Genomic DNA, 22,573 nt, shown 5'->3' on the forward strand with positions numbered 1-22,573 from the left:
GCTCTCAGGATACTGAGGCCTTGGTGTGCGACAGCACCTTCCGGGCCGCGTCCCTTGCCGCCGCCAGCCCCTTGGGAAAGCCGCTGCGGTCCGGATAGAGTCGACGGCGCCCGTTTTGCGGCCGCCGTGCCGTTTCCTGTGCGCCGCGGTAGTCCAGCATCGCGATGCCGCCGATCATCAGCAAGGCGAGCGCGACGTTGTGTTTCTTCGGATTGTGTCGTGTCATCGCAGACATCAATGCAGCGGCGTCGAGTCCATCTCCGGCGACCCGGCCCCACAGGCCGGCATTGCGGTCAACCGACAGCGACATGATCCCGCTGAAAATTTCCCGTAGCCCGAACGCACGCACCAAGGTTTCATTTCCCTGCATGCCGAGCGTCCGGGTGATGCGGCGAGGGGCGAACAGCTCGAGGGCGCCGAGCCCGATGCTGAACCAGCCCAGTGAGCGGGCCAGACGGTTCGCCGGAGGAACATGGCGCGGTCCACTGCGCACGATCTTCGGATCGCCTTTTGAGCGCATGATGTTGGCAACATAATACATAGTGTCAGCTCTCACTTTCGGTTCAGGGCTTCAGCACCACCTTGACGCAGCTGTCCTGCTTATCGCGGAACAGTCTGTACATCTCGGGGCCGTGCTCGAGGTCGACGGTGTGGGTAATGACGAAGGATGGGTCGATTTCGCCGTCCGCGATGCGGCGCAGCAGATCGTCCGTCCAGCGGTTGACATGTGTCTGGCCGGTGCGAACCGTAAGCCCTTTGTTCATCAGTGCGCCCATCGGAATCTTGTCCGAGAAGCCGCTGTACACACCGGGTATTGAGATCACGCCGCCCGGGCGGCAGAGATAGATCATCTCGCGCAACACATGCGGGCGATCACTTTCCAGCATCAGCATCTGCTTGGCCCGATCGAGTATCGTGTCCGGCTGCGACGGCATCACATGGGATTCCATGCCTGTCGCATCGATGCACTTTTCAGGGCCGCGCCCGTCGGTCAGCTCCTGCAACCGATCCATCACGCTTTCCGTCTTGAAGTCGATGACGGTCGCGCCGCCTGCCTCGGCCATGCTAAGCCGCTCGGGCAGGCAATCGATCGCGATCACCTGGTTGGCACCAAGCAGGATCGCACTCCGGATCGCCATCTGCCCAACCGGACCGCAGCCCCATATGGCAACAGTATCGGTCGGCTCTATGTCGCATTGCGCGGCGGCTTGCCAGCCGGTCGGGAATATGTCGCTGAGAAACAGTACCTGTTCGTCGGACAGCCCCTCCGGGATCTTGATATGTGTGGTGTCGGCGAAGGGAACGCGGAGGTATTCCGCCTGGCCGCCCGGATAGCCGCCGGTCAGATGCGTGTAACCGAACAGTCCCGCTGTGGTGTGGCCGAAGACCTTTTCTGCCAAATGACGCTTGCGATTGGTCGTCTCGCATACGGAGAAATTGCCCCGTTTGCACTGTTCGCATTGGCCGCAGATGATGGTGAAGGGCACCACGATGCGGTCGCCCTTCTTCAGCTTGCCGTCCATCCCGTCACCGGTCTCCACGACTTCACCCATCGTCTCGTGGCCCATGATGTCGCCGGGCAGCATACCGGGGATGAAGTTATGGAACAGGTGCAGGTCAGAGCCGCAGATGGCGCAGCTGGTGACCTTGATGATGGCGTCGCGCGGATCCTCAATTTGCGGATCGGTGACTTCGTCGCAGCGAATGTCTTCCTTGCCGTGCCAAACCAGCGCCTTCATCTCTGCCTCCGGCTTCGAATAATGAACTCCAAGTCGAACCGACAAAGTTGGTTGCTAGCGCTGGGAGAAGTTTTGCAACGCCGGCCATACGGGCGGATAGGAACAAGCCGGCAGGCGGGCGATTTGAGCGAACAACTCATTGGTCGAGGATTGCTCATGTCAGCCCAACGTCAATTCGCCATCGTCACCGGCGCATCCACCGGTATCGGCCTGGAACTTGCCAGATGCTGCGCGCAGGCAGGCTTCGATCTCCTGATCGCCGCCGACGAGAACGCGATCGAAGCGAAAGCTGCTGAACTGCGGGGCCTCGGGGGACAGGTGCATGCGGTGTTGGCGGATCTCTCGACGACGGAAGGGGTCGATCGCCTCTGCGCCGCGACACAGGGTCGTCCGGTCGATGCTCTGCTGGCGAACGCCGGCGTCGGTCTCGGCCGCGCTTTCCTCGACCAGGATTTCAACCGCATCCGGCGGGTCATCGATACCAATATCACCGGAACGGTCTATCTTCTTCATTGCGTCGGCAACGAGATGCGCCGCCGGGATTCCGGCCGCATCCTGATCACGGGCTCAATCGCCGGCTTCACTCCCGGCAGCTTTCAGGCTGTCTATAACGGCTCCAAGGCATTTCTCGATTCATTCTCCTTTGCGCTCCGGGAGGAATTGCGTGATACCCGCGTCACCGTGACCTGCCTGATGCCCGGCGCCACCGAGACCGAGTTTTTCCGCCGTGCCGATATGATGGATACCAGCATCGGTACCGCGAAGAAGGATGCTGCTGCTGATGTCGCCAAAGCTGGGTTCGATGCGATGATGAAAGGCGAGGGGGACATCGTCACGGGCCTGAAGAACAAGCTGCAGTCGGCGGTCGCCAACGTCACGCCGGCCGCACTTCTCGCCAGGCAGCATCGCAGGATGGCGGAGCCTGGCACTGCCAAAAAGTAAGCCTCCAATCGAAGCCCGGCGCGAACCAGCCAGTCTGTTTTTTATCGGTAATACGGTTCCTCTATAGCAACCAGGATCCAACAAGGCCGATACTGGCCGCGAAGATGACGGCCACTGCGACCCAGCTCAGGAGATTGAGCCAGAAACCGTTGGTTTTGTCTCCCATCAGGTCTCGATCGTTGGTGAGCAGCACGATGAGCAGGAGCAGCGGTGGCGTTGAAAAGCCCTGCACGATGCCGGCATAGACCAGCGCCTTCATCGGATTGAAGCCGAGACCATTCAGCACGGTCGCAATCGCGGTGAAGCCAGCGATTAGGCCATAGAATGCCTTGGCTTCGCGTGGCTTGGCGTGAAGGCTGCTCTTCCAGCCGATCGCTTGGGTGAGATCGTAGGCGGCCCCGGTCGTCATCACGGGAACGGCCAGGAAGCCGACGGCAATCACACCGGTGGCGAACAGCACTGCTGCGCCGCCGCCGGCTAGCGGACGAAGGGCCTCCGCCGCCTGGGCTGCATTCTCGATGTTGTTGTGTCCGGCCTGATGCAGTGTGGCGCCCGTCGACAGAATGATGAAGTACATGATGATGTTCGAGAATGCCATTCCGACGACGATATCGCGCTGTGAGCGTGCGAGATCGGCATCGCTCGCGCCCCGCCGCTCGGCCGTGCTGGTCTTGCCGGCGGCGATCTTCTCCTCGACCTCGACGTTTGACTGCCAGGTATAGAGGTAGGCCGAGAGCGTCGTGCCGATGATGGCGACGAGGATCGAAAGATAATCTTTGGTCAGCTCGATGTGGGGCAGGAAGGTACCGCGCAGGATCTCGGCGGGGGCGGGCCTCGTCAGGGCCGCTGATCCGACATAAGCAAACAGCGAGAGCGCCAACCATCGGAACACGTTGCGGATGAGGCTGTAGGAGCCGAACATCTGAAGCAGCAAGATGATGACGGCGATGGCAATGGCGATCAGAAGCGGCGGAATCGGGACGAAGATGTTCAGGCAAGCCGCCATGCCAGCAATATCTGCGGCCGCCTCAATGGTGTTTCCGACAAGCACGCCGATCAGAACCGGCCATAGCAGCCATTTCGGATAGTGTTCCCGGATGACCTGAAAAAGCCCTTTGCCTGTCACCTGCCCTAGTTTGGAGGAGAGATAGACGACCGAGAACATCATCGGAAACGTGACCGGCGCCATCCAGAGCAGCGTGAGCCCGAATTGCGCGCCGGCACTGGCATAGGTGCCGATCGCAGAGCAATCGTCGTCGGCGGCGCCCGCCACGACGCCGAGTCCCAGGGTGCGGTGCCAACCTGGGTGGGGTTTGTTGCTGTTGTCGGTCAAATCGGAATAGCCGGATGTCGACCGCCCACCTTCGGCAGGCTCATCAGGATCAGCGCATGCGGTGCCTCGAAGTTCCTTGTGATGCTGACCGAAATCAACGCTCAGCTACGAAGATTGGAATTCAGCCCGCATCTTAACATACTTGAAAACGTATCGGGCCTCATCGCGGTACGATAAAGTTTGGTGCTCGAGGGCAGGGAGGCGGCGATGCTCGATGGTGAAACGGCGGCGGTGCTTCGTGCAGTGCTCGACGAGGTCTGCGGAGATGTGCCGCGGTCCGATACGACGCGGCGGACCAGCGTGGCTTCCGGGTTGCTGCAAGCCGTGCGCGATGGGAGGTCGTCTCTCGACGAGCTCCGGAGCGCCGGCAATGCGGCTCTGCGCGCTGCTCCACACAAGTGGCGTTGAGCAGGCGTCCATATCTTCGCCTTCGGGGCGGCATGGGCAATAAGCAGTTCGCGGCACTTTTTATTTGTTGTCGCAGGGACGGGCTTTACATCCTGCTGATCACCACGCGTTGCAAGCGGCGTTGGTCGGTTCCGAAGGGGTGTCCGAAGCGCGGAAAGCCGCAGCGACCGCCGAGATCGGAGGCAGGCTCGCCGCCACCTCTCACCAGGCACGGCCAGCTGGGTGCCATCCATGCAATTCTCACCAAGCTTGTTCTGAGCGTAACCTAGGTTGTGGCGACGGTCTTCGTGACTGCATACCATGGCCGGACTGGCGAGCGCTGACGCTCCCGCTTCAGACAAGAGCGCGTCATGAGGAAAACTCGACGAAGGGTCAAGCAAACGACAAGCCTTCAAGATAGGATTTCTGCGTTCAAGAAAGATGTTCTCCGTCAGGCATCTCGCCTGCAAGGCGACCAGCGTGACGAAGTGACGAGAAAGCTTCGTTCTGCAGAGCTTGCGGCAAGCGTGGACAACTGGATCACGACGCCTGGATATCCGCCGCCCACGCAGTGGAGATTTGGGCCGTTCTCTTCCTAGTCCTAAAGGAATTCGGCGACGCAATGTTAAGTGCTGCAAGCCGTCGTTCGCTGAGTTCGGCCGCCGAACCGCTGGAACGTGAACCCTCGGGCTCCGTTGGTCGTGCATCGCTTCGAAGGAGCCAAGTATGCGTCTCTATCTGTTCACCCCAGTCTTGGCGCTTGCAATTGCGGGACTCACAAACGTCACGGCCGCTGATGCGCGTGACTATCCATGGTGCGTGCAAGGAAGGGGAGTCGGATACCCCGGCGACTGCATGTACCAGACGCGCGGCCAATGTCTTGCGTCTGCGTCCGGAAGGAACGTGACATGCGGGGTCAATCCGCGTGCGGCGTTCGGTGAGCAGCGTCCACGCTATCGAAATCGGCATTGATGTTCCGGTCTCGGTGGCTCGGCTTCGCCTTTGGCTTCGATCTGGCTTCCGAGGGCGATCATGCGCTGCTCGAAGTCTCTGCCGCTGAGCGTTGGGAAAGCGCCGCGGCAACGATGAACTGCGGTACAGTCGAATTCACCTCGCAGTAAAGGAGGTCGCCTTGTCTCGCATTGGCCGAGGACAGTTCGCCATCCTGGCGGTGCTGCTTGGGTTGCTCGTGATGGCCGTCATACTTGCGGTTTCGGGCTGGAATTCTGCAGGCTCAGCCGACATGACCCGCGCCGGTTGGCTGGCGATGGGCTTCGGCATCTTCTTCTCTCTCATTATTGGCTGTGGGCTCATGGCACTCATGTTCTTCAGCAGCAGGAGCGGATACGATGAAGCGGCGGATCCGTTCCGGGGCCATGAGCTTTCAGAAGAGAAGCCTCCCGAGATGGCTGCCGACTCTCCTCAAAAGCCAGCCGACGGGCCATCAACAAAATTGGCCAACCGGAAGAGATGAGCGAGGGCGGGACGCGCTGTCAGTGATGCCGGCGCTTCAATGGACCGCCTGCGACGAGACTCTGCCGATCACGTTCATTTCGTCATCGCGCACGATGACATGGCGTCCGGTCTCCTGCGCGATCTTCGTTGCCACCTTCATCGCTGTGTCAGCGCTGGCATATTCGAGCACGATGATGCTGCCCTTCCCCGCAAAGGCGTCAGGGTTCACGACATTGACGATGACAAGTGGGCCCTTCTGGCTCAATACAGAATTCCTGAAGATCGCCCCGGCTCTTAGATGGTAAAGCCATGCGGCTTCCAGGGGAGACGCCTGCGCGGTTCACTTGCTCAACTATAGCAACCGGAAGTCGGTTCCCGCCTTATACTATGTGAAGCGCAGCAAGCCTCAGTGTCGTGCCGCCTCGGCTTCAGGTTGGAGCGGTACCACTTGGGACGAGCAGCGTCACGCGTGAGTTTGTCGCTCACGGCGGGAGCGGACAATCCGCACACGGTTTCATGCTGATGAGCAAGTATTACTTTCACATCTCCAACGGCCACCCATTTGACGATCCGGAAGGCGAGGAGCTGCCCAACGACGAAGCAGCCTGGGAGGTTGCCGTCATGACGGTTCGAGATATCGAATCAAACCTGAATCTCGACCAATCCAGCCAATGGTCGGTTTCGGTGACGCGGGAGGATACCCCCATTTTCAGAATCGACGTGAGTGCCAAGCGTCTCGGATCCGAGCCGAGCTAGGCGCCCGGGTGGGCGTGAAGGTAGGTCGGATCGAATCCGGCGACTTCCTGAAGTTTGCTATGATCGACAATCCGGTATTCCGACCGCCCGGCTCGGATGAGTCCCTCCTTTCGGAAACTTTGTAACACGCGGTTGACGTGCACAACCGAAAGGCCGAGGCAGTCCGCGAGATCGCCCTGCGTGATAGGAAAGGAAAAGTCTCCGTCGGTGGTGCGTCCAATGGCTCGCAATCTGCTATGCACCTCGAGAAAAAGATGAGCCATGCGCTCGGTCGCAGAGCGGCGCCCGATATTGACAATCCATTCTCTGAACATCGCTGCGTCGATCAGCGTCTCGCGCCATAAGGCGTCAGCAACCTTCGGGCGCTGCCTGTTCAGGTTGCGCAACGCTGCGTGCGGTATGAAGCCGAGCGAGCAGGGCGTCAGCGTGAGAAGGTCATGGTCCATGACATTGAGGTGCAGGCTCTGCAGATCGGGTATCTCGCCTGGGATGTGCAGCGACAGCACCTGGCGATGCCCGTCGGGCGTCATCTTGGCGCGGAAGGCGAACCCCTCTTCGAGGAGGCAGCATTCCTGTGGCTGGCTGCCGTCGGCAACAATGATTTGCTGTGCCGCAAGCCGCCTCTGCTTGATGGGGAGTTGCTGGAGAGCCTGAACATCCGCGCCATCCAGAATGTTGGAAGCGGTCAATTTCGTGATTAGGGCGGATGCGAGGTTTGAAGCCACCGGCTTTCTCCACGCGTTTGAGAGAAACGGAACAATTGCAGTGAAATGCGCCCTGGTGGCCGCGTCGACGGGAGTGCGACACTCTCAACACCGGCATCAAAATGATCGTTGCCGATGATGTAAACCAAACAATTGGTATGCCGAGGCGTTCCTCGCTTAACAAAGTCGATCGCGCGCGGCATCACCATCGCTGAGCTAGCGGGAGATTGCCGCGACGCATCGCCGCTAGTGCACAGAGTCGCCCTGAATGTGGCCGCTCTTAGGAACGTCGGTAGCCAAGCGATGTTGCTCGCTCTGGTCCAACACAGAGGAAGCGTTCAAATGAAAGTCGTAAAGATCGTTCTGGCAGCCGCATTCATCTTCGGGTCAATTGCAGCAGCAACCGCTCAAGGTGGTGGTGGCGGTGGTGGCGGCGGTGGGGGCGGAGGTGGAGGTGGAGGTGGGGCTGGCGCAGGTGCCGGAGGGGGGGCGGGAGCGGGAGGCGCTGGTGCGGCAGGCGCCGGGAGCGGCGCAGGCGGCGGAGACTCTCCGGCTGCAGCAACTGGTCAGGGCGCCTCGAGCAGCCCGCGCTCGGCAAACCCCGGGGCAACCATGAATGATACGAAGGAGCGCAGGGGACGCTGAGCGAGCCAGGCCCCGGGTCGGTGTAGAGGAGGCTCGGGGCCTCTTGCATTATCGATCGGCTGCCCTGTCAGGATACCAAGCGGCGTTCAGAGCGGCCGGTATCGGCGGATTTCTCCGGTCGTCATGTTCAATGCCGCGGCTTGATCGGCGTCGAGCCGTCGGACGAGTTGGACCGTCCATCCTTCAGGGATCACATCGAGGACCTCGTCAAGCGCTTCCCCCGGTGAGCTTGCCGCGAGCCAGATCTGCACCACACCGTCGTCGGTCGTAACACGAACCAGATGGATTTCCTGGGCGGGTTGCATCTGGGATAATTACGATCAGGGTAACTGGTTTCTCCCGAGATTCACACGCGCCTTCCGGGACAGACGGCTCCCCTCACGGCTCCCAGAAATGCCGGAGTCCCGCTCTGTGTTCACCGCGAAGTCGAACGAAAGGCTGACGCTCCGCGTGGCTTCGAAAGAATGGTCGCTCGAACCTTTAATGTCCGCGCTGGACGCACTCGCGCTGCTGTTCGACTTCCTCCGCATCCTTGTCGTCGACTTCCATCAAGTGTGGATGTCCGCTCGCCTTCAATAGTTCGTCCAGCTTGGCGTGAATGGCTTGTGTATCGCGATGCTCCGCTCGTTGGATGAGCAGCGTCATGCCCCATGTCGCCAGCGTCGCAAATGAATGCCATTCGAGCCCGTTGCCAAAGACAATCCAGGCGATCCCGTACAGAAGGAAGATCGCGAACGCGGCGGGCCGTGCCGTCGCTGTGCCCAGCGTGGTAAGCCAGCCTCTAGCCGATGCAAAAGACATTCTGCGGCAACGTAGATCCTCCGAGGCCGTTCCAATGCGGCGTGGATCGGGTTTGCCTCAGACGCCGCTCCGCCGGCGCCCCCGGCGTAGGAACGACCAAGGGAAGCCAGCGGTTAGCCAACGATTATGTTGGAGCCTGCCATGACCGATTTTCCCAAACCGCCATTTCCCGCTCAGAAGCAGCCGATGCCGGGGCTGACTCGCAAGATGGATCCAAGACCCGACCATGGGGAAGAGAGCTACCGGGGATCCGGCCGGCTCGCCGGCCTGAAGGCGATCATCACGGGTAGCGATAGCGGGATTGGACGTGCGGTCGCGATTGCCTATGCGCGCGAGGGAGCGGACCTGGTGCTGGCCTATCTGGAAGAAGATGAAGACGCAGCCGAGGTCAAGAGCTTGATCGAAAGAGAAGGACGCAAGGCCGTTCTGATTCCCGGCGATGTTCGCAACGCTGAGCACTGCCGCGGCATCATCCGCCGCGCCGTCGACGAATTGGGCGGAATCGACATTCTCGTCAACAATGCTGCGCACCAGGCGACATTCAAGGATATCGGCGACATCAGCGACGAGGAGTGGCAACGAACGTTCGAAACCAACATTCACGCCATGTTCTACCTGAGCAAGGCCGCGGTACCCCACATGAAGCCTGGAGCCGCGATCATCAATACGGCTTCCGTCAATTCCGATATGCCAAACCCGATGCTTCTGGCTTATGCGACCACGAAGGGGGCCATTCAGAATTTCACCGGCGGACTTGCGCAAATGCTGGCGGCCAAGGGGATCCGGGTCAACGCGGTCGCGCCCGGTCCGATCTGGACGCCGCTTATCCCGTCCACGATGCCGGAAGAGGCAGTCAAGACGTTCGGGCAGCAAGTGCCGATGAAGCGCCCAGGGCAGCCCGCCGAGCTCGCAACGGCGTACGTCATGCTCGCCGACCCCTTGTCGAGCTACACATCGGGTACGACAGTTGCCGTCACCGGCGGGAAGCCGTTCATATAGGGCCCGGATCTACTTCCTTGCCCCGGTTACGTATTGACGCTCCATCGGGACAAAGTCGGCCCCGATGGACGATGAGCTACTGATCTGCCCGCCGCGACGCCTGGATCGACCATCTCTGGCCAGTTATTTCAACGTATACAAGAATGCGCTGATGTCGCGCGCATCATCCTGCGAAATACCCGAGCTTGGCATGGCGTTGCCCGGCAGCATCCTTTGCGGATCCTCGATCCAGAACGTCATATTATCCGGCGTATTCTGGATGAACCCGGCAATGTAGGTCCGAGTAGCAATCCGTCGCAAGGAAGGCCCGACATTTCCGTCGGCGTTGGCAATACCGGGAATTTCGTGGCAGCCGCCGCATCCGTACTGCTTCACCAAATCTGCACCGCGCCGCGAATTGCCGTCGAAATCCTGGGCACCCGACGCGGCAGTGTTGTCGTACCCGGTCAAGACCGATCCAAGGCAAAGCACAACGAGCAAGCGGCGCATCAATATTGCCGTCTTGTCGCCCATCCGACGCTGCGATCGCATGCTCACGGCTTCTGACCCGAACCGAATTTCTTGGTGTTGGACCAGGGATCGCTGGTCGAGACCTGTTCAGTCGGAACCTGCTCGATATCAGGTGACAACGGCTCGGCGGAGAATGTGCGGCCCCAATGGCGGTTCGGTTCGTTGCTGATCTTGCCGATATAGGTCACGAGGTCCCAGATCACCGCATCCGGCAAGACAGCGCCCCACGCCGGCATGCCGTTCGGCCGCCCCTGGTAAATGGAGAGATAGATGTTCTCGGGCTGCGAGCCGTAAATGAAGATGTTGTTGCTCAGTGACGGGCCCATGCCACCGCCGCCATTCGCGGCATGGCAGCCGACGCAATTGAAACTGACAAAATACGTCATGCCGCGCTGCTCCGCTTTCGGATCGCCCTGCACGGGATTCTTGATCGCCGGGTTGCTGGGCTGGGCGCCCGGAAAGAGATGGCTGACGGGGACCTGCATGAACACGCCAGGGCGGCCGTTGCCGACGCTTCGTCCGAAATCCGGGCGCGGAGACACCACGGGCGTTTGCGCTTCCTGAGATTGCGGCAGGCTCTGTTGGCCGACTGCGGGCGGGCTACCGGCGAGCAGCAGGAATGCACCAAGTGCGAGGATAGTCCGCATGAGCTAACCTCCTCCAGCGGACGTTGGCGTTTCGACCAAGGGTATGCCGTAGCTGCGCAGCAGCGAGGCGATTTCCGGTCGATGCCCGTCGATGAAGTCATTGAGGCGATCGCGCAATGCATGATCGCCCTTGCGTACACCCATCGAGATCGAAAACTGGAACCGCTGGGGTGCAAATTGTTCGCCGTCCTGGACCGGAGCGACCACGAGCTTGATCGGCGATCGCTTGGCGAAGTAGCCGCCGAGCGGACCCCACACCGCGGCGACGTCGATCTCGCCGCTTTCGACTGCTTCGATCAGACGCGCCGGCGGATTGGCTTGGCGATAGTCGCCATAGATCGAGTAGCCTCGCACATTGTCCACGATGCCCTGTTCGCCGAGTGCCTCCGCTGGAGGCGCGTTGCTTCCATCGTCGCCGATCAGGTGGACCCCGATTCTCAACTGGCGCAGTTTCGGATCGAGCAGCGACGTGAAGTCGAGATGGCGGTCCTGCCGCGTCACGAAAATATAAGTAGAGCGATAATAGGGCTTCGTCGTCTCCGTCATTTCGAATTGGTCTGGAACGCCGATCACGACGTCGCATTTTCCGGCGTTGAGCGTATTGCGGATAAAGCCGCGGCGCTGCGCCCACCAGGTGTAGGAGAGCTGCATCCCGAATTGCTCGGCCATCATGGCGGCGAGGCTGTTCTCGAACCCCTGTTCCGGCCGGTTGGAGAATGGCATGTTGTTCGGATCGGCGCACACGCGAAGCTCGCCGCTCTGCTCCGAAGCCGCGGCGGCTGTGCCGAGCGTTATGGCGAGGAAAATGGCGGCACACTCAATGAGCCGGCGCATGATCTTTGTCCTGACCACTTGTGCCGCCAAGCTTGAAAACGAGCAATTCGCTGCCGCCAGCGGTGTAGAACGGCAAATCCTGCGTCGCCCCCGTGAAGCCCAACGCGCTGTTGCGGACTCTCGGATCGACTTCTGCATTCGCGACGACGCCGGGCCAGCCGCCGACACCGGACAGGATTGCGATATATTGCTGTCCGTCGGCGCCGCGATACGAGATCGGCTGACCGATGAAGCCGGAGCCGGCGCGGAACTGCCAGAGCAGATGGCCGTCCTTCGCATCCACTCCTTTGAAGAGCCGGTCCATGGTGCCGTAGAAGGCGACATCGCCAGCGGTGACGAGCGCGCCGCTCCACACCGGGAGGCGCTCATGAATCTCCCAGACCTTCTTCCGCGCAACAGGATCCCACGCCATGAACTCTCCGCGATATCCGCCGGGGCCGGCATACATGTCGACGTCGGCGCCGACATAGGGAGTCCCGGCGATATAACCGACCTGCGACGCCTTGAAGTTCATGCAGAGATGCTGATGCGGAACGTAGAGGAGCTTGGTTCGTGGCGACCAAGCGGTGGGTTGCCAATCCTTGGCGCCGGGCGAGGCGGGGCAAATGTCCTCAATGGTTTTGCCGAGGAGCGGCGTCTTCTCTTCGTTCGGTATGATCCTTCCCGACTTGAGGTCGACGCCCTTGTAGGCGTTGATGAATTCATAGGCGTCGGCGGAAATCACCTCACCCGTGCGGCGGTCGATAACGTACATATAGCCATTGCGGCCGGGGTGAATGAGTCCCTTGCGCGCTTGCCCATCAAGGACGAGGTCAACCAGGACGTTCTCGTTGATCTCGTCGTGATCGAACAGATCATGGGGATTGAGTTGGTAAGCCCATTTGGCGTGACCGGTGTCCGCATCGCGCGCGAAGATCGTGCTGCTCCAGAGATTATCGCCGCTGCGCTGGTTAGCGTTCCAGGGGCTCGGGTTCGCGGTTCCATAGTAGACGAGGTTGAGTTCCGGGTCGTAGGAGACCCAACCCCACACCGTGCCGCCGCCGACCTGCCAGCGGTCCGCCGGCCAGCTCTTCACGCCGAGGTCCTTGTCCTTGAGATTGGCGTAGAACGGTTTGAAGTCGTCGCCGATTAGCACGTCCTTGTCCGGGCCGGTGGAGTAGGCGCGCCAGAAGATCGCGCCTGTGCTCTCGTCGAGCGCAGTGAGCCAGCCACGCACGCCCATTTCGCCGCCGCTATTGCCGACCAGAATCTTCCCCTTGGCGACAATCGGCGCCATGGTGATGGTCTCGCCCTTGTTGATTTCGCCGAGCTTCGTATGCCAAAGCTCCTTGCCGGTCTTGGCATCGATGGCGACGGTATGGTTGTCGAGCGTGTTGAGAAAAATCTTGCCATCGTCGTAGGCAAGGCCGCGGTTGACCACGTCGCAGCAGGCGACACCGGCCGCCGCCGGCTCAGGCTTCGGTGCATAGGACCACTTCAGCTCTCCAGTGGTCGCATCCAACGCGAAGACGCGATTGGGATAGGGGCCCGCGTAGGGACCGACCACATACATGGTATTATCGATGACAAGCGGAGCTGCCTCCTGGCCGCGATCAGCTCCGACTGAGAACGTCCAGGCAAGCTGCAGGCGAGATGCGTTGCTCGCGTTGATCTGATCGAGATCGCTGAAGCGGGTGTTGGCGTAGTCGCGCGCCGCCATCGGCCACTGTCCGGGATCTTTCATCCGGCTCTGCAGGTCACTCTGCGCGAAGGCAAAGGAGGTCCAGGCGGCACAGGCCATGCTCGCCGTTGCGACCAACGCGCGGCGGTAGTTCCGGTTTAACATAGGTGAAAGTCTCCACGGCGGCCGGTGCTGCGTCGCGTTGCCGGTCACCGACGTACAAACGTTGCGCTTTGGCTTGGTTCCAAAAGGCTTGTCCGCCCGCTAGCGCACGACGCTGCCTGACACGCCCGCGCCGAGATCGACTGCGATCTGGTCTTCCTTGCCGTCGCACTTCGGGTGACCGAAACCGGAGGGGCTCTTCCCGTCCGGTCCGATATCGTAGATGATCGCGTCCTTCATATTGGGACTGACGCCGGCTGGCACGTGATCGAGGCCGAGAAGGTGGCGCACGCGCCAGGCGACATTATGGTCCGCACACGAGCTGTCGCCGCTGACGCCAATCGCGCCGCCGATGCCATTGCCGTCGTAGAGCGCCAATCCGCCACCGAAGACGATGACACCGCCGACCTGCTTGCCGACCATCGGATCATGCTGCGTCCCGAAATCCTGGCTTTGGCCCCCGTAGATCGTGTCCGGAATCGGCGGGTTACTCGACGCTGCGCCGAACAGAAAGCCCCCGGGTTGTGCTCCGGTGTAGAGATTTGCGGTCGCCATCGCCTTGTTCTTCAGGCTGAATGCATTCGCGGTGTTGGCCTTCTCCGCAGCGATCGCGCGGCTGCCCGGCCATTGATCGTCAGCCTTGGTACCGCTGAATGCGACGGCGCAGACGACACCCTGCCGGTTGACCACCGCGGCCCATTCATGATTGTCGAGCCCGCCATTGCTCGGTCCGCCCGAAGGCTTGACGCTTTTCTTCAGGATATCGGCCAGATGGTCGTGATCGACAGGGCAGGATGCGCTGGACCCTTGAGAGGGGTCTTGGGCGGCGGACGGTCTCGAGAGCTGAAGACCGGCGATCGATAGGGCCAATGCCCCTGTCCAGAGCTTGTTCACGTATCCTCCGCGAGAGAAGACGTTGTGGGGACTATCGACCGCGAACGTTCGAAGTAAAGCTGCGGTTCCTAACCGGCCGGGCGCACATCGCGGAGTATGCTGGCGCCGGTGGCCGATTGGCACTCGGTCAGCCAGCGATAGGCGAAAAACAAGGCTGCGCCGGTATAGAGAATGCCCATCGGCACCCACATTAGAATTCCGGCGAGTTGCTGATCCTCAAGTGGCGACAGACCGAGGTCGCCCGCGAGTGCGCCCTGGCTCGGTATCCAGACATGTGTCGACAGGGTCAGGAGGGCACCCAGCACGCCGGAATGCAGAACGGTGATGAAGAGACAGGCGATGCCGATGCCGTCACGCATTCGTTCGCCGCGTCCTCTCCCGCGTCCGTAGAGCAACACCCACCAGAACAGCAGGGCGGTTGCAAAGAAGCTGAGGTGCTGCAGGCGGTGGATTGCAATATTCTCGAGCGCGAGCGCATAAAGTGGCGGCGCGTGCCAAATCCATAGAGCCAGCCCGTGCAAGGTGGTCGCGCTCACCGGATGACTGAGAAACGCCCATAACGTCGCCAGCGGCGCCGTGGTCATTAGACGGACGGCAGGCCGAAAAGATGACGGTAGGCTCCACAGCAGCGGACCGTTGGTCCGGGCGTAGGCGATCAGCGGAGCGGCAACCAGCATCAAAAGTTCGTGCTCGATCATGTGCGCCGTGAACAGGCGCTCGCCGAGCCAATGAAGCGGAGAAGTCAAGGCGAGCGCGATGACCAGCCATCCTGACCAGAATGCCGCCACCTTCCGGTATGTGACGCCGCGTCCGCCGCCGGCGCTCCGCCAAAGCCGCTGTGTCCCGACATAAAATGCAATACCTGCCAGGTAGAGCGGCACCAGCAGCCAGGGATCGTAGCTCCACAGCGCAGTCGGATCCGACACGTTTGCCAGACCATGCGCTGAAGCCGACGCAGGCAGCAGTGCGAGAAGCGGCAGCAGCAGACTCAACGCAAACATGGGCTGATCACGAGCGCGGCAAGGAGTTGATCGGCGATCACAAGCGCGAACAGCACGCCGGTACCCACTCCGAGCCAGGCCAAGAAAGCTCTGGGACCACCGCCTGCGGTGTCGTTCCATTCGATCCCGGCACGGCGGCGAATCGCGCGCGCCGAAATCACGGCGCCGGCCAGCGAACCGAGTACCAGAAGGGTGCTCAAGGCGATGCCGCCCCACTTCGCCTTCTCGCACGCCAGATGGGTAATGGCGTAGACGCCCTGTAGGTTGGCGGCCCAGGCGGCGGGTCCCAGCGCTACGCCTGCCCAATAGGTCAATCTGGCATTGCTTTCATTGATGGTCATAGCCGTGGCACCCAATCGAGCAACACATAGAGCGGCAGCCACGCGATCACGACAAAGTTCCAGTAGAACACGTTGTCGGTCACGTCACTGAAGCGGCGCGGCTTGGCATGTGCTGTGAACATCAGGGCGGCAAGCACGATCGTGTCGCCGAGATCGGTCGCAAGATGCGTGGTGTGGAGACCAAGGATCAGCCAGACAACTGAACCATAAGCAGAGTTGTCCCAGCGGGTGTTGAGGTGGGCGAACTCGAAGCCGCGCAAGATCAGCAGCACGATGCCGATAAGTGACATGACAACGAGCCAGACACGCACCTTGTGAAGATCCTGCCGATGCGCGACGCGATTGGTATACTGGTTGGGGATGATGCTGAGCAGGAAGATGATGGTCTCCGCCGTTCCGGGCCAGAGATCAGGCGGCAAAGCCCCGATCGGCCAAGTCGGGTTGACGGCATAGAGATAGAGATAGGCGCCGATCGCGATGGCGAAGCCCATGCCTTCCAGCGCCATGAAGCTCATCGCCCCCCACCAGGGTCCGCTTTGCGGGCCGAAGCCAAAGGTCGGCAGCTCTCCGACGTTGCGCACGACGGTCTGCTTCATTCCTCGTCCTCTTTGCTGCCGGTCGGCCAGAACCAGCCGATCAGGGTAATCGCCATCGGCGGCGTTCCCCACATCACGGCCCACGGCGTGAAGATCGAACCGATGAAGAAGATCGTCGTCGCGATGGCGGTGAGCAACGGCCAGATGCTGGGTTCGGGCGACGCTTCGCGGATCTGCGGCTCGGCCTCGGCCAGCGAAGTTAGCAACACTTCGCGGCGCTCCGCACTGAGGCCTGCAATGACCGGCAACGTGTTGGAGTCCGCCCATAGTGGATCGCGATGAGTGACGGCAGGAATACGATCGAAATTCTGGGGTGGCGGAGGAGATGCCGTCGCCCACTCCAGAGTGGACGCACCCCATGGGTTGTCGTGGGCCAGCGTTCCCTTGCGGAGGCTGTAGATCGCATTCGCGAGCAGAACCGCGAAGCTGAGGGCGAAGATCGCGGCGCCGACGCTGGACAGCAGATTCAGTCGATCCCAGCCCATCTCGGGCGTGTAAGTGTAGACCCGACGGGGCATCCCCATCAGGCCGAGGATGTGCATTGGGAAAAACGCAATGTTGAAACCGCAGAAGGCGAGCCAGAAGTTCCAATGGCCGAGCCGCTCACTCAACATCCGGCCGCAGATCTTGGGAAACCAGTAGTAGACCGCTCCGATCAGCGGGAATACGGCGCCGCCGATCAGAACATAATGGAAGTGAGCGACGACGAAATAGGTGTCATGGACTTGGGTGTCGATCGGCACCGACGCCACCATGACGCCGGACAGGCCGCCGATCACGAAGATCACGATGAATCCCAGTACGAACAGCAGCGGCGTCCGATATACCGGGCGACCGTCCCATAGCGTTGCGATCCAGCAGAATATCTGCAGGCCGCTCGGTACGGCGATCAACATGCTTGACGCCGTGAAGAGACCGGCCCCGAGTTGGGGCAGTCCCGTCACGAACATGTGGTGAACCCAAAGTCCGAACGACAGAAATCCCGTTGCGATCAGCGAGAGAACGATCACGGGATAACCGATCACTGGCCGGCGTGCGAAGGTGGCTAGAATCATTGACGCCATGCCCGTTGCAGGAATGAAGATGATGTAGACCTCCGGATGTCCGAAGAACCAGAACAGATGCTGCCACAGCAGCACATTGCCTCCCGACGAAGGGTCGTAGAAGCGGGTGCTGACCAGGCGATCAAGGATCAGCGAGGTGGATGCGATCATGATCGACGGCATCGCAAACATGATCAGAAAAGCCGTAACCAACATCGCCCAGACAAACAGCGGGATGCGGTCAAGCGTCATTCCGGGAGCGCGCTGCTTGAAGACGGTGACGATGATCTCGACGGCAACCGCGAGCGCTGCGACTTCCGTAAAGGTGATCATCTGGGCCCAGACGTCGGCGCGCTTGGATGGTGTGAACTGCAAGCTGGAGAGGGGCGTATAGGCGAACCAACCGACGTCAGGACCTACGTTGAACGCGAAGGAAATCCATAGAAAGCAGCCGCCGAACAAGAACATCCAGTAGCTGAAGGCGTTGAGGCGCGGGAAAGCAATGTTGCGCGTACCGACCATCAGCGGCACTTGGTAGACCGCGAAGGCTTCCATGACAGGCACGGCAAACAAGAACATCATCGTCGAGCCGTGCATCGTGAAGACCTGATTATAGAGATCCGGCGAAAGCAGACGCTGCTCGGCGCCGGCCAACTGAATACGCATCAGAATTGCGAGCATTCCGCCGAGAAACAGGAAGGCGAATGCCGTCACGATGTAGCGCCGGCCGATGATCTTGTGATCGACCGACATCAGCGTGCCGATCAGTCCCGATGGCGTCCGCCAGATGCTCTCCAACCGCGCTGCAAGTTGCGACCCATCGAGGGCATCGTCCCGTATCTCTCTTTGCTCGGCGGCCATGCTCACTCGAGCTGCTCCAGATACCGAATGATTGCGATCAGCTCTCCCGACTGCAGCGGCATTTGAGGCATCAGATTGCCGGGCTTGATGTGCTGAGGATCGGCAATCCAGGCTCCCAGCGCTGCCGGCGTTTGCGGCAGTGTTCCGGCCGCTAGCGTCGTTCGGCTTCCGACATGGGTGAGGTCGGGGCCTAGCTGGCCGCCTGCCAGCGTGCCACGGATGGTGTGACACAGTGCGCATCCGCGGCCGCGAAACAGCTGCTCTCCCTGCTTGGCGAGAGTGTCGGTCGGGCTGGTTGCGCCCTGGTTCTCGTGCTCCCGCCAGCGCTCGAACTCCTCGGGCCGCAGCGCGATTGCCGCGAATGCCATATGGGCGTGTTGCAAGCCGCAGAACTCGGCGCATTGGCCGCGATAGATGCCGGGATTTTTCGCCGTAAATTGGATCTCGTTGGTTTGTCCGGTGATCAGGTCCATCTTGCCGGTGAGGCTCGGAACCCAGAAGCTGTGGATGACGTCGGCAGATTCGAGCTCCACCTTGACCGGCTTGCCGACGGGAATGCGGATTTCGTTGGCCGTGGCAAAGCTGTTATGTGGACTGTCGGCCGCGTAATGAACCTCCCACCACCACTGATGGCCGACGATCCTGAGCGTCAGGGCGTCCGGATCCTTGGCAAACAGCGTGCGCTGGCCAGCGTAGCTCACGAACGACAGGACCAGCACGATCAACGCGGTGGCTGCTCCAAGGCCGAGAATCATATGCCCGGCTCGTGTCTCGAAAGGCCGCCGAAGTTCGAGCGGCTCGTCTGAGATGCGCTTTCGCGGCAACAGGCCAATGCCGAGAACGACGGTAACGCAGGCCCAGACGATGCCGGACACCGCAAGAAACATCATGAATGTGTGACGGATCTGCTCGGATTGGAGACCTTGCGGGTCAAGCGCCGATTGCGAGCCGGTGCAAGCAACGAGCGGCAGCGCGACGGAGAGGAGAAGGCCGGATCGGACCCAGGCAGGCATGGGTGCTCGTTGAGCTTGGTTGCTCGGGCCGAACCGCCGGCTCCTACAAAGGTTCCTATGTCGGCTACGCCGCTCGGCTCGCGATCATCCGGGCCGAACGTTTGTTCCTGCATGCGATGTAGCCGTCGCAATCGATCTTGTGGAGCTCTTGATCCTCGGAGCGACTCGCCGCCGGCCGGGGCGCGACCACGCTGCTGCTGATGGTTATCGGCTTTTCAACCGGCTACGTCGACCGCGCCACGATCAAGGCGACTACCAATCGGTTCTGAGTTCATACCGATGCTTTAGCCTGTTGGGGATGGCTCGGATCGCGTATTGGACACGGTCCAGATCGGTGCGTCGCGGACTGTGACGTGAAGTCCCCAATCCGCGTTCGTCGGTTCGACCTCCAGATAGCAGACGTACTCCCCGCCGGGGAAGCTGCGAATTTCGCGCAGCGCGATCAGCTCCAGGTCTTTTGCACGTATCGGCGTCTTCACAGCGTCCACGCCTCGCCAATTGGTTGTGCCCGGCCCTTTGCAGATCCTCAACTCATGCCGCAGGTTGATCAAATCCTCACATAGCAAGATCGACATGAACGGCGGCACCGGATCCGACGGTGCCCGTCTCGCCTGAGCCCGATTGTGGCGCCCAGTAGCCGTCCCGCTCTGGGGCCGACGGGGAAAAGTTAGAAAATCGCAGCCTGGAGTCAAGGAGTGCTGCAAAAGCAGAAACCGTTATCACTCCAAATAAAGGGCGTGGTTGTGAGGACACGGCTTTGTCGTTCGGGGGCGAGCGGGTCGGCTGGCCGAATAGCCCCGGCTCTCTGGCGCAGCCTCATCTTTAACAGTCAAAACGTACGACTCCAGCCGCTCGACTTCACTCGGCCGCCCTCATTGTCTCGTGCGGCTTCGGGGCCTCAAGCGCATGAAGATATTCGGCGCTGAATTCGGCCACGTTCTCGAGCTTGTCGCGGCGGAGCACGGACACGATCTGCTCGCGCCATTCGAGCAAGCCCATTTTTCGAAGCTCCTGAATTGTGCGATTGACATGGACCGTTGAGAGGCCGCAGGCGTTTGCAACGTCTTGTTGTGTGATAGGAAGATGGAAGCTGCCGTTGTGGAACAAGCCTACCATCTCAAGCCGTGTGGCGAGCTCGCAGAACAGATGAGCGACCCGCGGGAGCGCCGCCCTCGAGCCCAGATTTTCGACCCATTCTCGGTAGATCGCACCTTGAATGAGGGTTTCGCGCCAAAACGCGTTTGTCAGCCCGGGAGAGGCCATTAGTATTGGCCGGAGATGCGAATGGAGTATGAAGGCCACAGTCGAGGCGCCCTCGCTGCAAAGATCATGATCCATTGCCGACAGATGCAGAGTGTGGAGATCAGGCACGTCCCCGGGGATATAGAAGGCGGAAATTTGGTTGCGATCGGAAACGATCCTCTGACGCGACAGGAAGCCACTCATCACGACTGCGCAATGCACGGGAGAATCGCCTTGCCGTGCAGCGAAGTCGCCGTCTCGGAATGTCTTGATCAAATGAGGCATATCTCGGAGCCGGACCTGATCCTGCTCCGAGAGCTCAACAACGGATAGCAAACGCGCGATCAGCTTGCGGTGCGGCATGAGATGCTCCCTTTGCAGGCGGGAGCACGAGATGTCTCTCAGCCACCGGCGCCCACAGGCCATCACCGATGATGCCGGGTAACAAACCCAATGCAGCTAAGTTCCAGCTCCTCCGGCTTTTTTAATGTAGGCGTTCCGGTCCGGCAAGCGAGCGGCTATCGCCGGTCAGGGCATCGGCGAGCGTCATGGTATCCGCCTGGATCAGCTTCGCTGGAGTTGAGGTCGACGGAATGAGGAATAATTCTAGTAATGCCTCTCCCCAAACAAAGGTCCCAGCGCTGCCGGTGGGGCCGCGCTGGGACTTTGGCTCGGTGAATGAAACGAGACTTGGCAGGATCGGAGCATTCACCAGCTCCCTAATCGCTAAGAGCTGCTTTGTTCCTGCGCGTGGCCCGTTTCGGCCAGTACCAAATTCCGTTGCTCCCCGTCGGTCAGCGGAACTCCGGGCCAAGTCGACCATCGAACAAACGCGCACCTTGGTGTTTAATAGATTATCACCGGCCAAGCTCGTCCGCAGGCGTCGATGGTCAGTGGACGGCGGTCAGGATGTTGGGGTTCTGGCCTTCATGCTGCGGGTTGCGGGGACCGATAATGGTCGCGCCCTTGTTGCCGATGATAGGCTCGCTGCTTTGGGCTGAGGCCGCCGCGGTCGCACCGAACGCGGCGGCGGCGGCGAGCACGGAGCGTCGATCAGGTAAATTCATCGCTTGCCCCATTTAGGCACAAGTCAGCACGACCTTGCCGGCCGTATGACATTCATTTGCAGGGCAAGCTTACCGGCTGGGACGTTGCTAGGCGGGCTCGAGAACTGAGCTTTGATATTGCCAGTGGTCTACATGACCGGCGACGGCGCAGATCAGTGGCCATCACAGGGCGTCCCAAACAGTATTCTGCTTACAAAGCCATTTGCGCCAGCACAGCTCGTGACGGCTGTTTCCAGTCTATTGAACGCTGCTCCTCCAATAGCGTCAACAGAATAGCTGTGACAGCGCGACGCTGTCTCCCTGACCCCCGCGGCTGCGAGCGATCTCTTAGGGGCTGAGTGTTCTGCAAGTCCCCCAGGATGTCTTTGCCGGCTGATCGCCGATCCTTGCAGTCTCCCAGGCCGTTGTCCCTCGTAGCGGACCGTAGCCGCGCTTGGGTTTCTGATATCGAGGCCTGGTCCTACAGGCCGCCGGCGATGCTCTGGCTCTTGTTGATGGTGTTGGTCAAGGTGGAGTAGAGCGAGACTCGGCCGCGCCCCAGGAAATCTGCCTCCTCCGTAACGGCTCGAGCTGCGCCACGCCAGTCGCCGTGCGCGGCCTTGGCAACGTCGCCCGGTTTGATGATTAGTTTCCCGCGCCAATCGAGGCCCGAGAGCTGCTGCATGGCGGTCGACAGGGCTGGCGACAGGGTGAATGTATCGCGCGCTACGGTGGTGAGTTTTTCCTTGCCCGTACCCCTACGTAAAGATGGTACGGGATCGCGAGAGGCACCGCGGCGGGCCGCGCTTGCGTGGTCATTACCGGTGATCCACTGCGCGGCCTTATCCAGCATCGGATACGCGGCGAACGAGAGTAGGCCCATAGTGGGTACCGTCCGAACACCTTGAAAGTAGGTTCGCTCAAATCAGGGAGAAGAGTCGCGTTCCTTGCTTGCTCCCCAT

The 22,573-nt window shown here is 60.8% G+C and carries 26 protein-coding genes; 5 read left to right on the forward strand and 21 right to left on the reverse strand.

The genetic code is table 11. The features are described from left to right. Positions 1–4 precede the first annotated feature (4 nt). Together ACVISU_RS32705 and ACVISU_RS32710 are read right to left on the reverse strand one after the other, a co-directional pair. Positions 5–541, reverse strand: coding sequence for a hypothetical protein (locus ACVISU_RS32705; protein WP_456709667.1), 537 nt, complete (start codon positions 539–541; stop codon positions 5–7). Between the two features lie 22 nt (positions 542–563). Further along, complete coding sequence (locus ACVISU_RS32710) at positions 564–1,739, reverse strand: zinc-dependent alcohol dehydrogenase (RefSeq protein ID WP_050400735.1); 1,176 nt, start codon at positions 1,737–1,739, stop codon at positions 564–566. A 156-nt stretch (positions 1,740–1,895) separates the two neighbouring features. On the opposite strand from ACVISU_RS32710, the gene ACVISU_RS32715 reads away from it, so the two are divergent. Continuing rightward, positions 1,896–2,681 (forward strand): SDR family NAD(P)-dependent oxidoreductase, encoded by a 786-nt coding sequence (locus ACVISU_RS32715; protein WP_050400734.1) that lies wholly within the window; start codon positions 1,896–1,898, stop codon positions 2,679–2,681. Between the two features lie 61 nt (positions 2,682–2,742). Here the strand turns inward: ACVISU_RS32715 and ACVISU_RS32720 are convergent, their stop codons facing one another. Further along, positions 2,743–4,014, reverse strand: coding sequence for an Nramp family divalent metal transporter (locus ACVISU_RS32720; protein WP_456709668.1), 1,272 nt, complete (start codon positions 4,012–4,014; stop codon positions 2,743–2,745). A gap of 1,113 nt (positions 4,015–5,127) precedes the next feature. On the opposite strand from ACVISU_RS32720, the gene ACVISU_RS32725 reads away from it, so the two are divergent. Together ACVISU_RS32725 and ACVISU_RS32730 are read left to right on the forward strand one after the other, a co-directional pair. Next, positions 5,128–5,373, forward strand: coding sequence for a DUF3551 domain-containing protein (locus ACVISU_RS32725; protein ID WP_456709669.1), 246 nt, complete (start codon positions 5,128–5,130; stop codon positions 5,371–5,373). 160 nt (positions 5,374–5,533) lie between these two features. Further along, a complete protein-coding gene (locus ACVISU_RS32730; RefSeq protein WP_063695667.1) occupies positions 5,534–5,875 on the forward strand; it encodes a hypothetical protein in 342 nt (113 codons plus the stop codon). Positions 5,876–5,911: 36 nt separating this feature from the next. Here the strand turns inward: ACVISU_RS32730 and ACVISU_RS32735 are convergent, their stop codons facing one another. Then, entirely contained in the window at positions 5,912–6,121 is a 210-nt protein-coding gene (locus tag ACVISU_RS32735; RefSeq protein WP_050400732.1) for a hypothetical protein, read from the reverse strand. A 257-nt stretch (positions 6,122–6,378) separates the two neighbouring features. Between ACVISU_RS32735 and ACVISU_RS32740 the strand changes: the two genes are divergently transcribed. Further along, entirely contained in the window at positions 6,379–6,612 is a 234-nt protein-coding gene (locus tag ACVISU_RS32740; protein ID WP_157113703.1) for a DUF6894 family protein, read from the forward strand. On the opposite strand, the gene ACVISU_RS32745 is transcribed toward ACVISU_RS32740, so the two are convergent. From ACVISU_RS32745 to ACVISU_RS32755, 3 genes are all read right to left on the reverse strand, one after another. Beyond that, positions 6,609–7,337 carry a Crp/Fnr family transcriptional regulator gene (locus tag ACVISU_RS32745; protein ID WP_456709670.1) on the reverse strand — a complete coding sequence of 243 codons (729 nt, stop codon included), beginning with the start codon at positions 7,335–7,337 and terminating at the stop codon, positions 6,609–6,611. The genes ACVISU_RS32740 and ACVISU_RS32745 overlap by 4 nt on opposite strands. Positions 7,338–8,047: 710 nt before the next feature. After that, the gene (locus tag ACVISU_RS32750) at positions 8,048–8,266 is read right to left on the reverse strand and encodes a hypothetical protein (RefSeq protein ID WP_456709671.1); all 219 of its coding nucleotides are present in this window, start codon (positions 8,264–8,266) and stop codon (positions 8,048–8,050) included. A gap of 175 nt (positions 8,267–8,441) precedes the next feature. Then, positions 8,442–8,762, reverse strand: coding sequence for a low affinity iron permease family protein (locus ACVISU_RS32755; RefSeq protein WP_050400728.1), 321 nt, complete (start codon positions 8,760–8,762; stop codon positions 8,442–8,444). A 141-nt stretch (positions 8,763–8,903) separates the two neighbouring features. Between ACVISU_RS32755 and ACVISU_RS32760 the strand changes: the two genes are divergently transcribed. Next, positions 8,904–9,761: an SDR family oxidoreductase gene (locus ACVISU_RS32760; protein ID WP_050400727.1), complete on the forward strand. Its 858-nt coding sequence runs from the start codon at positions 8,904–8,906 to the stop codon at positions 9,759–9,761. A gap of 123 nt (positions 9,762–9,884) precedes the next feature. On the opposite strand, the gene ACVISU_RS32765 is transcribed toward ACVISU_RS32760, so the two are convergent. The 14 genes from ACVISU_RS32765 to ACVISU_RS32830 all read right to left on the reverse strand — a co-directional run bounded on the left by ACVISU_RS32765 (position 9,885) and on the right by ACVISU_RS32830 (position 22,464). Beyond that, a complete protein-coding gene (locus ACVISU_RS32765; protein ID WP_456709672.1) occupies positions 9,885–10,274 on the reverse strand; it encodes a c-type cytochrome in 390 nt (129 codons plus the stop codon). Positions 10,275–10,294: 20 nt separating this feature from the next. Beyond that, positions 10,295–10,918, reverse strand: coding sequence for a c-type cytochrome (locus ACVISU_RS32770; protein ID WP_050400726.1), 624 nt, complete (start codon positions 10,916–10,918; stop codon positions 10,295–10,297). A gap of 3 nt (positions 10,919–10,921) precedes the next feature. Next, positions 10,922–11,752 (reverse strand): substrate-binding domain-containing protein, encoded by an 831-nt coding sequence (locus tag ACVISU_RS32775; RefSeq protein WP_050400725.1) that lies wholly within the window; start codon positions 11,750–11,752, stop codon positions 10,922–10,924. Further along, positions 11,736–13,532, reverse strand: a complete 1,797-nt coding sequence (locus ACVISU_RS32780; RefSeq protein ID WP_456710953.1) for a PQQ-dependent dehydrogenase, methanol/ethanol family — start codon at positions 13,530–13,532, stop codon at positions 11,736–11,738. The genes ACVISU_RS32775 and ACVISU_RS32780 overlap by 17 nt, the downstream gene beginning before the upstream one ends. 144 nt (positions 13,533–13,676) lie before the next feature. Then, the gene (locus ACVISU_RS32785) at positions 13,677–14,432 is read right to left on the reverse strand and encodes a heme-binding protein (RefSeq protein WP_050400773.1); all 756 of its coding nucleotides are present in this window, start codon (positions 14,430–14,432) and stop codon (positions 13,677–13,679) included. A 104-nt stretch (positions 14,433–14,536) separates the two neighbouring features. Then, positions 14,537–15,469: a cytochrome c oxidase assembly protein gene (locus ACVISU_RS32790; protein WP_456709673.1), complete on the reverse strand. Its 933-nt coding sequence runs from the start codon at positions 15,467–15,469 to the stop codon at positions 14,537–14,539. After that, positions 15,457–15,810, reverse strand: a complete 354-nt coding sequence (locus ACVISU_RS32795) for a hypothetical protein (protein ID WP_456709674.1) — start codon at positions 15,808–15,810, stop codon at positions 15,457–15,459. The genes ACVISU_RS32790 and ACVISU_RS32795 overlap by 13 nt, the downstream gene beginning before the upstream one ends. Next, positions 15,807–16,406: a cytochrome c oxidase subunit 3 gene (locus tag ACVISU_RS32800; protein ID WP_456709675.1), complete on the reverse strand. Its 600-nt coding sequence runs from the start codon at positions 16,404–16,406 to the stop codon at positions 15,807–15,809. The genes ACVISU_RS32795 and ACVISU_RS32800 overlap by 4 nt, the downstream gene beginning before the upstream one ends. Further along, complete coding sequence (gene ctaD, locus ACVISU_RS32805) at positions 16,403–18,310, reverse strand: cytochrome c oxidase subunit I (RefSeq protein WP_456710954.1); 1,908 nt, start codon at positions 18,308–18,310, stop codon at positions 16,403–16,405. The genes ACVISU_RS32800 and ctaD overlap by 4 nt, the downstream gene beginning before the upstream one ends. 2 nt (positions 18,311–18,312) lie before the next feature. After that, entirely contained in the window at positions 18,313–19,323 is a 1,011-nt protein-coding gene (gene coxB / locus ACVISU_RS32810) for a cytochrome c oxidase subunit II (protein WP_456709676.1), read from the reverse strand. Between the two features lie 284 nt (positions 19,324–19,607). Then, a complete protein-coding gene (locus tag ACVISU_RS32815) occupies positions 19,608–19,898 on the reverse strand; it encodes a hypothetical protein (protein ID WP_456709677.1) in 291 nt (96 codons plus the stop codon). Positions 19,899–20,181: 283 nt separating this feature from the next. Continuing rightward, positions 20,182–20,928: a Crp/Fnr family transcriptional regulator gene (locus ACVISU_RS32820; RefSeq protein ID WP_050400772.1), complete on the reverse strand. Its 747-nt coding sequence runs from the start codon at positions 20,926–20,928 to the stop codon at positions 20,182–20,184. A 527-nt stretch (positions 20,929–21,455) separates the two neighbouring features. After that, the gene (locus ACVISU_RS32825) at positions 21,456–21,632 is read right to left on the reverse strand and encodes a hypothetical protein (protein WP_456709678.1); all 177 of its coding nucleotides are present in this window, start codon (positions 21,630–21,632) and stop codon (positions 21,456–21,458) included. 460 nt (positions 21,633–22,092) lie between these two features. Beyond that, complete coding sequence (locus ACVISU_RS32830; RefSeq protein WP_456709679.1) at positions 22,093–22,464, reverse strand: hypothetical protein; 372 nt, start codon at positions 22,462–22,464, stop codon at positions 22,093–22,095. Between the last annotated feature and the right edge of the window lie 109 nt (positions 22,465–22,573).

It is taken from the genome of Bradyrhizobium sp. USDA 4452 (assembly GCF_054063575.1).

Excerpts from the sequence above, each read along its gene's own strand:
- ACVISU_RS32705 (WP_456709667.1), bottom strand. The coding sequence starts at position 541 with ATGTATTATGTTGCCAACATCATGCGCTCAAAAGGCGATCCGAAGATC.
- ACVISU_RS32710 (WP_050400735.1), bottom strand. The coding sequence starts at position 1,739 with ATGAAGGCGCTGGTTTGGCACGGCAAGGAAGACATTCGCTGCGACGAA.
- ACVISU_RS32715 (WP_050400734.1), top strand. The coding sequence starts at position 1,896 with ATGTCAGCCCAACGTCAATTCGCCATCGTCACCGGCGCATCCACCGGT.
- ACVISU_RS32725 (WP_456709669.1), top strand. The coding sequence starts at position 5,128 with ATGCGTCTCTATCTGTTCACCCCAGTCTTGGCGCTTGCAATTGCGGGA.
- ACVISU_RS32740 (WP_157113703.1), top strand. The coding sequence starts at position 6,379 with ATGAGCAAGTATTACTTTCACATCTCCAACGGCCACCCATTTGACGAT.
- ACVISU_RS32750 (WP_456709671.1), bottom strand. The coding sequence starts at position 8,266 with ATGCAACCCGCCCAGGAAATCCATCTGGTTCGTGTTACGACCGACGAC.
- ACVISU_RS32755 (WP_050400728.1), bottom strand. The coding sequence starts at position 8,762 with ATGTCTTTTGCATCGGCTAGAGGCTGGCTTACCACGCTGGGCACAGCG.
- ACVISU_RS32760 (WP_050400727.1), top strand. The coding sequence starts at position 8,904 with ATGACCGATTTTCCCAAACCGCCATTTCCCGCTCAGAAGCAGCCGATG.
- ACVISU_RS32765 (WP_456709672.1), bottom strand. The coding sequence starts at position 10,274 with ATGGGCGACAAGACGGCAATATTGATGCGCCGCTTGCTCGTTGTGCTT.
- ACVISU_RS32770 (WP_050400726.1), bottom strand. The coding sequence starts at position 10,918 with ATGCGGACTATCCTCGCACTTGGTGCATTCCTGCTGCTCGCCGGTAGC.
- ACVISU_RS32775 (WP_050400725.1), bottom strand. The coding sequence starts at position 11,752 with ATGCGCCGGCTCATTGAGTGTGCCGCCATTTTCCTCGCCATAACGCTC.
- ACVISU_RS32780 (WP_456710953.1), bottom strand. The coding sequence starts at position 13,532 with ATGGCCTGTGCCGCCTGGACCTCCTTTGCCTTCGCGCAGAGTGACCTG.
- ACVISU_RS32790 (WP_456709673.1), bottom strand. The coding sequence starts at position 15,469 with ATGTTTGCGTTGAGTCTGCTGCTGCCGCTTCTCGCACTGCTGCCTGCG.
- ACVISU_RS32795 (WP_456709674.1), bottom strand. The coding sequence starts at position 15,810 with ATGACCATCAATGAAAGCAATGCCAGATTGACCTATTGGGCAGGCGTA.
- ACVISU_RS32800 (WP_456709675.1), bottom strand. The coding sequence starts at position 16,406 with ATGAAGCAGACCGTCGTGCGCAACGTCGGAGAGCTGCCGACCTTTGGC.
- ctaD (WP_456710954.1), bottom strand. The coding sequence starts at position 18,310 with ATGGCCGCCGAGCAAAGAGAGATACGGGACGATGCCCTCGATGGGTCG.
- coxB (WP_456709676.1), bottom strand. The coding sequence starts at position 19,323 with ATGCCTGCCTGGGTCCGATCCGGCCTTCTCCTCTCCGTCGCGCTGCCG.
- ACVISU_RS32815 (WP_456709677.1), bottom strand. The coding sequence starts at position 19,898 with ATGTCGATCTTGCTATGTGAGGATTTGATCAACCTGCGGCATGAGTTG.
- ACVISU_RS32820 (WP_050400772.1), bottom strand. The coding sequence starts at position 20,928 with ATGCCGCACCGCAAGCTGATCGCGCGTTTGCTATCCGTTGTTGAGCTC.
- ACVISU_RS32825 (WP_456709678.1), bottom strand. The coding sequence starts at position 21,632 with ATGAATTTACCTGATCGACGCTCCGTGCTCGCCGCCGCCGCCGCGTTC.
- ACVISU_RS32830 (WP_456709679.1), bottom strand. The coding sequence starts at position 22,464 with ATGCTGGATAAGGCCGCGCAGTGGATCACCGGTAATGACCACGCAAGC.